At 36.1% G+C, this 13,067-nt stretch carries 9 protein-coding genes and 3 other annotated features; of the genes, 1 reads left to right on the top strand and 8 read right to left on the bottom strand.

Translation table 11 applies throughout. The annotated features are described in order from the left end of the window. Positions 1 to 77: 77 nt before the first annotated feature. From BWGOE10_RS14225 to BWGOE10_RS14260, 8 genes are all read right to left on the bottom strand, one after another. On the bottom strand, positions 78 to 536 hold the full coding sequence (locus BWGOE10_RS14225) for an NUDIX domain-containing protein (protein ID WP_070143572.1): 459 nt from the start codon (positions 534 to 536) through the stop codon (positions 78 to 80). Positions 537 to 643: 107 nt separating this feature from the next. Beyond that, positions 644 to 1,804 (bottom strand): enhanced intracellular survival protein Eis, encoded by a 1,161-nt coding sequence (gene eis, locus BWGOE10_RS14230; RefSeq protein WP_070143576.1) that lies wholly within the window; start codon positions 1,802 to 1,804, stop codon positions 644 to 646. A gap of 147 nt (positions 1,805 to 1,951) precedes the next feature. Then, complete coding sequence (gene aroA, locus BWGOE10_RS14235; RefSeq protein WP_070143578.1) at positions 1,952 to 3,241, bottom strand: 3-phosphoshikimate 1-carboxyvinyltransferase; 1,290 nt, start codon at positions 3,239 to 3,241, stop codon at positions 1,952 to 1,954. A 16-nt stretch (positions 3,242 to 3,257) separates the two neighbouring features. Beyond that, the gene (gene tyrA, locus BWGOE10_RS14240) at positions 3,258 to 4,358 is read right to left on the bottom strand and encodes a prephenate dehydrogenase (protein ID WP_070143580.1); all 1,101 of its coding nucleotides are present in this window, start codon (positions 4,356 to 4,358) and stop codon (positions 3,258 to 3,260) included. Then, entirely contained in the window at positions 4,351 to 5,451 is a 1,101-nt protein-coding gene (hisC, locus tag BWGOE10_RS14245; RefSeq protein ID WP_070143582.1) for a histidinol-phosphate transaminase, read from the bottom strand. The genes tyrA and hisC overlap by 8 nt, the downstream gene beginning before the upstream one ends. Positions 5,452 to 5,469: 18 nt before the next feature. After that, positions 5,470 to 6,642 carry a chorismate synthase gene (gene aroC, locus BWGOE10_RS14250; RefSeq protein ID WP_070143584.1) on the bottom strand — a complete coding sequence of 391 codons (1,173 nt, stop codon included), beginning with the start codon at positions 6,640 to 6,642 and terminating at the stop codon, positions 5,470 to 5,472. Between the two features lie 53 nt (positions 6,643 to 6,695). Then, positions 6,696 to 6,917, bottom strand: a binding site (T-box leader). 9 nt (positions 6,918 to 6,926) lie between these two features. Next, positions 6,927 to 8,003 carry a bifunctional 3-deoxy-7-phosphoheptulonate synthase/chorismate mutase gene (locus BWGOE10_RS14255; protein ID WP_001273572.1) on the bottom strand — a complete coding sequence of 359 codons (1,077 nt, stop codon included), beginning with the start codon at positions 8,001 to 8,003 and terminating at the stop codon, positions 6,927 to 6,929. 196 nt (positions 8,004 to 8,199) lie between these two features. Then, positions 8,200 to 8,435, bottom strand: a binding site (T-box leader). A gap of 54 nt (positions 8,436 to 8,489) precedes the next feature. Continuing rightward, positions 8,490 to 8,725: a binding site (T-box leader), on the bottom strand. 113 nt (positions 8,726 to 8,838) lie between these two features. Further along, the gene (locus tag BWGOE10_RS14260; protein ID WP_070143586.1) at positions 8,839 to 12,345 is read right to left on the bottom strand and encodes a DUF4020 domain-containing protein; all 3,507 of its coding nucleotides are present in this window, start codon (positions 12,343 to 12,345) and stop codon (positions 8,839 to 8,841) included. Between the two features lie 150 nt (positions 12,346 to 12,495). On the opposite strand from BWGOE10_RS14260, the gene BWGOE10_RS14265 reads away from it, so the two are divergent. After that, the gene (locus tag BWGOE10_RS14265; protein WP_070143588.1) at positions 12,496 to 12,933 is read left to right on the top strand and encodes a YndM family protein; all 438 of its coding nucleotides are present in this window, start codon (positions 12,496 to 12,498) and stop codon (positions 12,931 to 12,933) included. Positions 12,934 to 13,067: the final 134 nt, after the last annotated feature.

Below are 13,067 nucleotides of genomic sequence, written 5' to 3' on the forward strand. Positions count from 1 at the left end.
ATTATAAATTACATCGGTTAAAAGTCAAGTGCGTGACTAAGTAATGTAGCATTTATTAACTAACACTCTCATTTAGGTTATTCATACATTTTTTGAATTATCTCTTCAAAGAAATTCTTTGTATCATCATAACTTAAAATTCTCAATACATCTTGTATCTTAAAGAATTGAACCTGACTTATTTCATTATCTTTTGGATCTAAATCTGTTCTATCACCTATATATTCTACATAAAACATAGTAGTTTCTTGCTTTTTAAATCCAGTTTTCACTTTGAGTTCTTCAGGAAACTCAAAGCAAATCTTATCTTCAAATTGTTTCATAATTTTAAACTTTTTTGAACCAGTTTCTTCTTCAAGCTCTCTCAACATAGCACTTTCTAAGTTATTATCTGTATGTTTTACTCCGCCTTTAGGAAAATTCCATTCCCCTTTCGACGAATTGTGTTCTCCTTCTATATCGCTTATTTTCACCTTATGTACCAATAAAAATTCATTATGTTGGAATATGATTGCCCCTACAGCTTGCCTAACCATTCTATTTTCCCTCCTAAAATAATGATTTCACTCTATTAATAGAAAAATACTATAATAACTGTTTTTCATTATAGTACTTTTCTAATCACACATTGCAAGTGTATTAATTAAAAGAAATCATAAATAAACGCTTCACGCACTGGTACTAAATTCTCAAATATTCGTATCTCCTCTTTACTTCCGCTAATTAATTCTAATTCATTTAGCTCTAACGGACGTTTGTAGCCAAACATTATTGTAGATAGCGCATTGATATCCAATCTAATACCTTTATTCACTGTCTCTTCTTTTATAATTGTTACTTCATGATTTTCAAGTTTCACAGTTACGTTATTCCACGGAGCAAATGAATCTGCAATATGTAAAATCACTTCTTGCTGCTCGTTGTTCCAGTTTAATTCATATTGTTTGAAGAACTGCTCTACATCTACAATTCGAGCCATGAAGTATGGCGTTACCTCAGCTTTCACTCGCGGTTCTTGTAGTGTGTATAGGAGTGGTTCTGTCTCGCTTATAATCATTTCAAGATCTTTAATCATAGAATCATGTTGGCAAATAAAGTTCCAAAGACCAATTCTTGCTTCATTATGCAGTGGAACAAATTCTTCTACCGTCATTTTAGAGTTCTCAATTTTATATAACATGTAACCTGCCGCATTTTTATTTTCATCATAGTAAATCGCTATTGTTAAGTCGTGGTAAACAGCTTGCAACCACCATTTTCCGTCTCGAACTAGCATGCCTGAAAATCGTTCTGCAAATGTTTCATATAGCTTCTCTACTTCTTCTGAATGATTATCTTTATTAAAACGTTTCACTGTACCATTCACTTGTTTTTTTATTATTAAATCGCTCTTTGTCATATGACATATATGGCGATTCGCACAAAGTTCCCATCCGTATTTGCGGTAAAATGAAACTGCAAATGGATGTAACATCGATACACTATATCCATCTTTTTTCATCGTTTGAAGGGAATGCTGAAGCAACTCTTTTACATATCCGCTTCTTCTATACTCTGGGTACGTCGCTACCCCTGCAACTCCGCCCATTTTAAACTTTTCTTTTCCTATGTAGATATGAAACGGAATAAAATGGAGTTTTGCCGCTAACTCGTCACCTTCCATGATGCCGTATATTTGATGGCTTTCCTTCATTCGAGTAAGTTGCTGCTGCAATCGTTCCTCATTTACTTTATATTGAAAAGCATATTCTGATAAAGCTAGCGCTTCTCTGAATTTATCTTCTTTTAGTTGTATAACGTTCATATATTTCTCCTCCATCCTTTGTTTGAATTATATCATAATTCTTAATATTCCAGTGTGGTGAATGAAATTATATCAACGCTTCGACAAAGAATATCGACCTATCTTATATAAAAAAGCAGATACATTACGCATCTGCTTCTCATCAATTTATTTAGCTAACGTTTGAAGCTCTTCAAAAAATGTAGGATACGATACACCTACTGCTTCTGCATCTTCAATTGTTGTTTCTCCTTCAGCAATGCAGCCAGCAATCGCAAGCATCATTCCAATGCGGTGATCACCGTGACTATGTACTGTAGTTCCTTTTAGCTTCGATTTACCGTAAATAATCATTCCATCGTCGGTCGCTTCAATGCGAGCTCCTAGTTTCGTTAATTCAGCAACGACTGTATCGATACGATTCGTTTCTTTCACTTTTAGCTCGTGTGCATCTTTAATGACTGTAATTCCTTCTGCTTGTGTTGCTGCTAATGCGATAATTGGAATTTCATCGATTAATCTTGGAATAATATCTCCACCGATTTCGATTCCTTTCAGTGCAGATGTTTCAATTGTAATGTTTGCAGCAGGTTCTGATGCTCCTTCGTTAATTGGCTCAACAGTAAACGTAGCGCCCATTTTCTCAAGAACATCAATAATACCTGTACGAGTCGGATTCATTCCTACATTTTGGAGTAGCAGTTTACTATTTGGGATAATTGCTCCTGCTACTAAGAAAAATGCCGCTGATGATACATCACCTGGCACTTGAACGTCTGTTGCTGTTAACTTCTGTCCACCAGCTAGTTTTACTGTTTTCCCCACGCGAGTTACCTTTACACCGAACGCTTCAAGCATTCTTTCTGTATGGTCACGGGAAATGTGAGGTTCTGTAACAGCTGTTATACCTTCTGCGCGAAGGCCTGCAAGTAAAATAGCTGATTTCACTTGCGCACTTGCGACAGGTGAAGTATATTGAATCGCTTTTAAATCACCACCTCGTATTGTGAGTGGCGTAAACGTTCCTTCTTCTCGGCCATCAATTTTTACGCCCATTTGTTTTAATGGATTTGTTACACGTTTCATCGGTCTTTTTGCGATTGACGCATCACCTTGTACGCAAGAGAAAAATGGCGTGTTTGCTAATATTCCTGACATCAATCGTATCGTTGTACCAGAATTACCAACATCTAATACAGCTTTTGGCTCTTGTAAACCTTCTAATCCATTTCCAATTACCGTAACTTCGTCTCCATTTTGCGTTATCTCTACTCCCATTTCTTTAAAACAAGAAATGGTACTTAAACAATCCGCACCAGGAAGAAATCCTTTAATTGTTGTTTTACCTTCCGCGATTGCGCCAAACATGACAGCGCGATGGGAAATTGATTTATCTCCAGGGATTGTAATTGTGCCATTTAATCCGTTATTTACAGTTTGTACTGTTTTTTCTTTCACGTTGTCACCCTCCTCATTAAATTGTTTCATACGTTTGGTATTCTTCTTTTCCGAGCGCGATTTTTGCCTGCGTTCGATCCTCTTCTCTTTGGAAACTAATTCGTAAAACTCCGAGCAATCCTTCTCGCGCTTCTAATATTTGCAAGTTCGTAATACTAATTTCTTCTGCTGCTAGAATACTCGTAATATGAGCTAAAGCCCCTACTTTATCTAAAACGTCGACGTATAAGTCGTGATAGGCAGGAATCGCCCCTCTTTTTCGAACTGGTAAAGAGTCACGATATTCTTTCGCATCTGCAAAATAACTTTGTATTTCTCCTGCATCTCCTTTAGAAACCGTCTTATATAGCTCTTCCATTTCTGAAATCCATTCTTCTAATAGTTCCAATAAATGCCCGCGATTTTGCTTTACGATATCACTCCACATTTTCGGACTACTCGATGCAATACGCGTTATATCTTTAAATCCGCCTGCCGCTAGTTGATGAATAAGCGGATTATCACCAGCATGTTTCTCAACTTGCTTCACTAATCCTGCTGCGATAAGATGCGGAAAATGACTAACAATTCCTGTTACATAATCATGTTCTTTTGTATTTAATACGAGAAAATGAGAACCTGTTCCTTTTAACCATTCTTTCAACTCTTCTACTCGCTCATCTAATACATGATTCATCGGTGTTAAAATGTAAAATGCATTTTCAAATAAATGCGCCTTCGCACTTTCAACTCCTGTTTTGTGAGAACCTGCCATCGGATGTCCGCCGATAAATGAAACTTTCTTTGTTAATAAAGCTTCCGCTTCATTCATGATTGTCCCTTTCGTACTTCCTACATCGGTAACAATAACATCTTCTCGTAAATGAAATGATGCAAGTTTGTGTAACAACTTTTTCGTCTCTTCAACTGGAGAGGCAAAAATAATTAAATTTGCCTCCTCACATGCACTCTGTAAATCTACTGCTACTTCGTCAACTACATGTAATTCTTTCGCACGCTCTACTTGTTCTTTAAATATGTCATAACCGATAATCGTTACATCGTGCTCTTTTTTAATCGCTAATGCAAGTGATCCTCCTATTAATCCTGTACCTATTAGTACTACCTTTTTACACATTTGCCTCATCTCGAGACTTACTTTTCTTATTTTCAAAGTGTTGTTTTAACACTGAAATCACTCCCTCATTTTGTTCCCTAGTTCCGATTGTAATGCGTACGCCATTTGGAAACGGACGAATAATAAAACCAGCGTGCGCACAAGCTTCATAAATTTCTCCAGCATTATCTACCGGTAAGAAAATAAAGTTCGTTTGTGATGGATAAAACGGGATTTCATTTTCTTTACAAAAACTTTCGTATTGTTGTAATCCTTCTGTATTAACACGTACTATTTCCTCAATAAACATTTCATCGTTAAAGGCAATTGTTGCAGCTTTTTGTGCTAATGAAGATACGTTAAACGGCAAACGAACGACATTTAATTTCTCAATTAATTCTTCTTGTCCAATCGCATACCCAACGCGGAATGACGCTAAACCGTACGCTTTAGAAAAAGTTCGTAATACAAGAAGATTTTTATGTTTTTCTAAAAGTGGTAACGTCTCTGGAAAATCTTCCGCAGTTACATATTCATAATACGCTTCATCGATGACGATTAACGTTTCTTCACTAATTCCAGCTATGAATTGATTTAATTTTCGCTCATCAATATATGTGCCTGTCGGATTGTTCGGATTACAAATCCATACGATTTTTGTTTGTTCATCAATCGCTGTAGAAATCCCATCTAAGTCATATACACCTTTATTTAAAGGAACTTCTTTCACTTCACATCCTTCAATAATCGCATGATGACGATACTGAGGGAATGTCATGCCAGCAGTTACGATATTATCTCCATTGCAGAGCACGGCACGGCTTATAATTTGAATAATTTCATCAAGTCCACTACCACAAAGCACTTGTTCGACTTGTACTTGTAGTTTCTTTGCGATCGTTTGACGGAGCGTTGTAGCACCTCCGTCAGGATATAAAGCATGTTCCAACCACGATTTTTGCAATTCTCCTAAAACACGAGGTGAACAGCCAAATGGATTTTCATTTGATGCTAACTTAACAAATGAATGATCCCCGTATACTTCTTTCATTTGCTCTGGTGATTTACCTGGTTTATACGGTTGTAATGATGATAGTTGATCTTTTACTCGCATGTTAAATCCACCTTTTCATTAAAATTCTTTTGCGTATTTGTTATGTTGCAAAATGTTTTGCTTTAATAATTCCATGCGATCTTTTCCGAATTGTTCGACTAGTGCAGCTGCAAGTTCCCACGCTACAACAGCTTCTGCCACGACACCTGCTGCCGGTACTGCACAGCTATCAGATCTCTCAATACTCGCTTGGAACGCTTCTTTCGTATCAATATCTACGCTTGCTAACGGTTTATATAATGTAGGAATTGGCTTCATCACACCTCTTACTACAATTGGCATACCTGTTGTCATACCGCCTTCTAAACCGCCGGCATTATTTGTTTTTCTCGTGTACCCTTTTTCTTCATCCCAAAGGATTTCATCGTGCACTTTACTTCCTGGCTGTCTTGCCGCTTCAAAACCAATTCCGATTTCAGCACCTTTAAATGCATTCACACTCATTATAGCACCGGCAAGTTTTGCATCTAATTTACGGTCGTAATGAACGTAGCTACCAACTCCAATTGGCATACCTTCTGCAATTACTTCAACAATACCACCGATTGAATCCCCACTACTTTTCGCATCATCAATCGCATCCATCATTTCTTGTTCTACTTCTTTATCTAAACAACGAACTGGTGAATTTTCAGTTATCGTTTGAATTTCTTCAATTGGTAAGTTTGAAATACGCTTTGCTTGCACCCCACCAATTTCAAGAACATGCCCTGCAATTTCCACGCCTAATTCTTTTAAAATTTGTTTCGCAACTGCACCAGCAGCTACACGAACTGTCGTTTCTCTTGCAGATGAGCGTTCTAATACATTTCTTATATCACGATGGCCATATTTAATGGCTCCGTTTAAATCCGCATGTCCTGGACGTGGTTTTGTAATTGTACGTTTCATTTCTTTACTTTCTTGCTCTGAAATCGGGTCTGCACCCATTACTTTCGTCCAATGTTTGAAATCATCATTTTTTACGATTAACGTAATCGGTGATCCAAGTGTCATCCCGTGACGAACACCACTTACAATTTCAACAGTATCGGTTTCAATTTGCATGCGTCTTCCGCGTCCATGGCCTTTTTGTCTTCTTAATAACTCTTTATTAATATGTTCCGCTGTTAGTGTTAAACCTGCTGGTACACCTTCTAAAATAACTGTTAACTGCGGACCATGTGATTCTCCAGCTGTAATGTATCTCATTTCTCTTGCCCCTTTACTATTTTTTTGTACAAAAAAGTCCCTACTGAGCGCTCAGTAGGGACGATTTTTATCGCGGTACCACCCTAGTTGTAGACTAACTTTCTGTCTACCTCTCTTCTTCTTTAACGATCGTTTGACCGTCTTTCCCTCCAAAAGTTGGCGGGAAAGATGCTCCAAGGCTGTAATTCATGCTTATCTTTGTACTGATTCACACCGACCATCAGCTCTCTTTAACAGTGAGATAAGCACTACTGTTTCCTCTTCAGCGCATATGTGATATGGAATTAAGATAATTTATTTTTGAAACCTTTTAACTCATCCATGAATCTATGGAATTCTGGAATATCCATTTGTTGTGCAGAATCTGATAATGCAACAGCTGGATCTGGATGAACCTCAGCCATTACTGCATCTGCGCCAATTGCAAGTGCCGCTTTCGCTGTTGGTAATAATAAATCTCTACGTCCAGTTGAATGCGTTACGTCAACGATAACTGGTAAATGTGTTTCTTTCTTTAAAATCGGTACTGCTGAAATATCTAATGTGTTACGTGTCGCTCTTTCGTATGTGCGGATACCACGCTCACAAAGAATAATTTGATCGTTACCTTGCGCAATAATGTATTCCGCTGCATTAATGAACTCATCAATTGTTGCTGCTAATCCACGTTTTAGTAATACTGGCTTGTTAACTTTACCTACAGCTCTTAGTAAATCGAAGTTTTGCATGTTACGTGCGCCAACTTGAATTACATCAACGTATTCTAATGCCATTTCTACATCGTTCGGATTTAAAATTTCACTAATAATTGCTAAGTCGAATTCATCTGCTACTTGGCGTAAAATTTGTAAACCTTCTACTCCTAAACCTTGGAAATCGTATGGAGATGTTCTCGGTTTGAAAGCACCACCGCGCATTAATTTAAGTCCTTGATCTTTCATCGCTTGCCCTACTTGGCGAACTTGCTCTAAACTTTCTACCGCACAAGGTCCCATAATGAACGTTTGTGTTCCGTTTCCAATCAATTCACCTTTCACATTAACGATTGTATTTTCTTTTTTCTTTTTACGTGAAACTAGTAATGCTTTACGGTTATCATCTTCTTGTAATTCTAAGCTTGCTTTGAAAATCGTTTTGAAAATATGTTGAACCGTTGACGTTTCGAATGGTCCTTCGTTATGCTCTGCGATCATATCAAGCACTTCACGCTCACGTACTGGGTCAAAGCGTTTCGTACCTTGTACTTGTTTTTGCTCCCCGATTTTTTGAACGATTTCACCGCGTTTGTTTAATAGGTGTAATAGTTGTAAGTTAATTTCATCTACCTGTTTACGTAATTGATCTAATTCATGATTTGCCATTTGGAAATCCTCCTCTAATGTTTTAAAAGTATAGTAAGAGAATGAAAAATTCTCTATTTTCTGAACTGGTTAATTATACAAATTTTCAAGTGGAATCGATACCTCTTCTTATTTTAAACTAATAATTACCATAAAGACACTATCTACTAGTTAAAAAACCACTTTTTTTGTACAAAAAAGCCCTACTGAATAAATCAGTAGGGACGATATTTATCGCGGTACCACCCTAGTTGTAGACTTCTTTCGTCTACCTCTCTTCATTGTTAACGATCAATTGACCGTCTTTCCCTTCATAAAGACAATACTATCTTTACTACGAAAAAGATGCTCCAGGACTGTAATTCGCTCTTGTTTTTGTACTGGTTCGCACCAACCACCAGCTCTCTGTTACAGGGAAACAATAACTACTGCTTTTCCTTTCAACGCATGACTATTTTATTTTCAAGTTGGACCACTAAAATACAAAAAGTCCCTACTGAATAAATCAGTAGGGACGATATTTATCGCGGTACCACCCTAGTTGTAGACTAACTTTCCGTCTACCTCTCTTCACTGTTAACGATCAATTGACCGCTTTTTCTTCATAAAGACAATATATCTTTACTACGAAAAAGATGCTCCAAGACTGTAATTCATGATTATCCCTGTACTGGTTCACACCAACCACCAGCTCTCTGTTACAGTAAGACTAACCACTACTGTGATCTCTTCATTGCACTTTGTTTATTCAAATGTTTTTGAAATTGAATAAGTATGATTCGTATTATAGAACGCTTTTCAAAACACTGTCAACAACTTTTTATATATTTTTTCAAATTCCACTTTCGCCCTATATTTATTCTTGTAAATTCCCCATTACAATTCCGATACGAATCATCTCATTTTCAATTAATTTTAATATGTTTCTTTCTACTCCATACTCGATTAATAGTTCTTTTATTTGTATGATTTCATTTTCAAGTAAATCTGCTTCTTGGCGCGTCTGAAGTAAAGTGAAAAACACATCTGCATACAATCCTTTATACGCTTTCATACTCTCTTTCTTTTCAAGTATCTCGATAAATAATTGTTTCATTTCTTCTTGATTACATTGCCCTTCCACACCTTGAAAGTTACTCGAAATAATATTTAGTCCTTTTTCTAAAACCTCATCCATACATAAAATAATGCGTAAAAGCATCATATATTCTCTCGTTGTTATTACGCCCATTTTCGGACGTTCTCTTAAAAACACACTAAGCCACGCTGTCCAAAATTTTTGTTGTTCCTTACCACTTAACGTTTTTAAGTAGTAGCATAAATACTGCATAAATTTAATTTTATTCTCTTCGTTTTCTTGCATCAAAAGTGGATATAACCAATCTGTTTTTTGCTCCCAATATAATACGCATTTAATAAATACAAAGCTAAGCCATTTTAAAAATGCTTCTCTCGTATATGGATGTAGTGCATCTAAATGTTCTACCGCATACTTAATATATCGCCTTATTTCTGTAAACAAAGGTACATTAATTTGCGTATAACATAATCCTGCCCACGCATATTTCGTAAGCTCACTTTCTTTCTTTAAATCTAAGTAAGGTAAAAGATATTTTCGACACCATTGTTTCTCTATATGATTTAAAAACGTAATATCTGCTGTTAATCGAGCAAACATATATTTCGTTCTATCCGAAGTAACCCTGACCTGTTCCTCAAATAAAAATAAATATTCATACACATTACGATCGTATAAATGATCGTATGCTAAAAGTTTTAGTAACACAGCAGTCATCTTTCCAACAGGATGCTGTATAGATTCATTGTAAAACTCTTCTTTTCCAATCTTAAAATCCGTTTCCCCTCTCATAACTTGTGGAAATACGGAAAAGGCAAAGCGTTTTATAACCCGTATACTAGTTACATCTAACTCTTCTAATCGATTACTAATTTCATATAGAAAACTACTAATTAACCAATGAAATGCGGTATTTCTAACAAATTTCTGTAATAACGGTATAATCTTTTGAATTTGTTCATTCGTCAAATTTCTGTTATTTCGCCACTCTCTAATACAAACAAACCATACTTCATTACTAATTTCGTGCACGCCTACTAGTTGATAAGCAAACGAAATACTCCACTCTACATTCAATTTACACGCTTTTGATAACATCTCTAAAAAATGGCGTTGTTCAAAAACACCGTCTCTTGAAAACTGCCGAACTTGCTCCATTATTTCATCGTCTTTCAGCTGCAGTAATCCATCAGCTGTTACATTGCATGTAATACGTTGTTCATTTGCCTCTTTCTTTGGAACACTGTATTGATTTGAAGAAAAATGAGGGTGTTTCTGTTTCATTAGCTCATATCCTGCCGCCGTACACCTACTATTCGGATCACACGTGAATAGTAAGTCTAATACAAGACAAGCATCAAACGCTCTCTCTTCTGCAAGATACTCTAATACATGTTGAATTACTTCTTCTTTAGTTTCTTCTAAAGCATCTGCGTAATAATTCTTTAAAAGTTGAAACACTTCATGTTTACATGTGAAATCTAACAGAACATCAGCATGTAACAACCACTTCAGTTTGTCATCTGCTGTAACGAATACATTATTAATCATTGCTTCAATCGCAATTCGTTTTTGAAGCACACTATCTGTTTCTATCATTTCTGTAATATAATAATTTGCTTTTTTCTCATTGTTTTCACATAAATATGTAAGACACTCTTTTACAATTTGAATTAAAAATGTGAAGTCATTTTGCTGTAACTCCTGCTCTGAAATTTCTCTATCTCTTTTTTTCAGTGCATGTTGTCTTAATGACAATAGTTGTATCTTTTCCAATCCCATAACCATAATTGGATTTGCGTAGTAAGCGATATGTGGTCTCATTTTCTCTTTCCAAATTCGCTCCACATGAGAAAAAATAGGCATCGGTATACGACTCGATTCCTCGAGTTCAATCGACTCTTGCGTATCATTTCCCCATCTTCTTACACGCTTCAGTTTAAGTTTCCCGTCTAAAATAAACGTTAATAGCAACAAGCCAATTTCTTTATGCTCAGGGAAAGAACATTTTTGCAATAAGTATGAAATCATTTCAATAGAGCTACTATCTTTTTCTGCCGTTTCTAATACAAGCAATGTCCATTTTGCAAATAACAAAGGATTCATCGTTTCCTTCGTTTCGTTCAAATAAGTACAAATTGTTCGCCACAATAACGGGGATATTTTAGAATGATTTTTAAAAATCAATTGAAATAGTTCTTTTTGATGAGTAAAAAGGAATTGCTCCACTAACCATTCCGCAAGTAATTCATCAACTTCATCATAATTTGCTGTAAGCAGAAATAAATTTCTTAGTTTCCCTTCTGCTTCAAGCCATTCCACCCATTCATAATCACGAGCAAATTCAACGAAGTACCGAACGGTTTCAATTTTTTTTATTGACTGTTTTATATAGGATAATTGCTCCTGCTCTACTGATGGAGGTACGGTTACAATATCACGAATACGCATTCTTTTCGTAATATAATTATCCCCCATTAATTCCGCCCATCGCTTCACCGCTTTCACAAGTGCCTGATGATTATTTGCTTTATTCGGATACACAATCGGTCTTATCCCTAAATGCTCCCAATGATATGTATTATCACCTTGTGCGACGAAAGCGTAACGCCTTGTACTCGGTGGTAAGCCTGTTGCTAAATATTTCATTACAGGATCATTATGACTATACCCAACGAATAAAACAGTGTAATTTGAAAATAAATCAACTAAAAATCGTCTCGCCCACCCTTCTGTTAAGTAAGCCCTTCCAAAATCACCATCCGTTAAAATTAAAGCTTCTTTCTCTTGTTCTATATTCCCATGTATGTAAGCCAACCCTTTAAACGCTCTCCCTGTCGGTAAAGCAGGTGCATAATAAATATTCAGCTCTCTATTTATTTCTGTAATTACAGACGTAAAATGTTGATCAAAGTTTGTCGTTACAATTCGAACATCCGTATCTAACGGAAACAGCCTTGGAATCGCATAGTGTAATGGATTTGGTTTTGATTTTTCTATATTAACGAGGTCTCTTGCAACTTGATGCACATCTTTCGTTTTCGCAATTTTACCGAGATAATAATCGTGGGGTTCTGTCATCTCACGCCTTTCGACATATAAAGCTTTCGCAATTTCATCAACTAAATCATCGAAATTCGGTAAATTTGATTTCCCCTTCATAGAAACTCCTGCTCCAACGAATAATACTAACTTCCCTTGTTCAAGGTGATCGATTAACTCATCTGGAATTTCTACTTCTGAAGTAATCCACATCCCGGATTCCCCCTTACCTAAAAATGTCATAAGCTCTCATTTCACTATAACATTTTTCGGTTGTTTTTTTAATATTTAGATAAAATTTCGACGTGATAAAGTTTTATATAAATTAAACCGTTCCAATGTATGAACTCCTGAATTTATTGTAAAACTATGTATAAATGGGAGGTGTAAATATTGAGTGATATTACTGTAGTACTTATCAAATTTATATCGTGTATCATCGCTTTTAGTATCGGACTAGCTCTATTTTTCCCAGCAACGCTCGTCCAGATCATTTCTTTTTGTCTCTTCGTCACAATCGTTTCTTATATGTTTGTTGATAAAATTATTTTAAATCGAATTGGCAATTCCGCTGCCATTATGACGGATTTCTTACTTACGTATTTAAGCGTTTGGATTTTCGGAAATATTTTATTAGACAACTACATGCAAATTGCATGGGGCAGTATCCTTTCTGCCATCGTCTTTACATTATCAGAAGTAATCGTCCATCGCTTTTCTAATTCCCACACAAGGCATAACAATGATAACATTCGAATTAACCGCCGGTTTGCATATGGTACGGAGTTCGCTGAAGAACAGAATGTGTTGGATAAAGATAAGAAAAAGTAACGTTTTGATGAAGGAGCTCCCTTTTTAATAATGTGGTGCTCCTTTTTCTGTACTATCATTTCGGTACATGAAATTACATTGGCGATTATTAAAATATATCGACCACAAATCTATATTTATCAGCAATTTTTTAG

This window comes from Bacillus mycoides, from assembly GCF_001757995.1.
Lineage (GTDB): Bacteria > Bacillota > Bacilli > Bacillales > Bacillaceae_G > Bacillus_A > Bacillus_A mycoides_B.

Bases quoted from the DNA above. Each gene is read 5' to 3' on its own strand.
- BWGOE10_RS14255 (WP_001273572.1), bottom strand. From the start codon at position 8,003: ATGGCAAATCATGAATTAGATCAATTACGTAAACAGGTAGATGAAATT.
- BWGOE10_RS14260 (WP_070143586.1), bottom strand. From the start codon at position 12,345: ATGACATTTTTAGGTAAGGGGGAATCCGGGATGTGGATTACTTCAGAA.
- BWGOE10_RS14225 (WP_070143572.1), bottom strand. From the start codon at position 536: ATGGTTAGGCAAGCTGTAGGGGCAATCATATTCCAACATAATGAATTT.
- hisC (WP_070143582.1), bottom strand. From the start codon at position 5,451: ATGCGAGTAAAAGATCAACTATCATCATTACAACCGTATAAACCAGGT.
- aroC (WP_070143584.1), bottom strand. From the start codon at position 6,642: ATGAGATACATTACAGCTGGAGAATCACATGGTCCGCAGTTAACAGTT.
- eis (WP_070143576.1), bottom strand. From the start codon at position 1,804: ATGAACGTTATACAACTAAAAGAAGATAAATTCAGAGAAGCGCTAGCT.
- tyrA (WP_070143580.1), bottom strand. From the start codon at position 4,358: ATGTGTAAAAAGGTAGTACTAATAGGTACAGGATTAATAGGAGGATCA.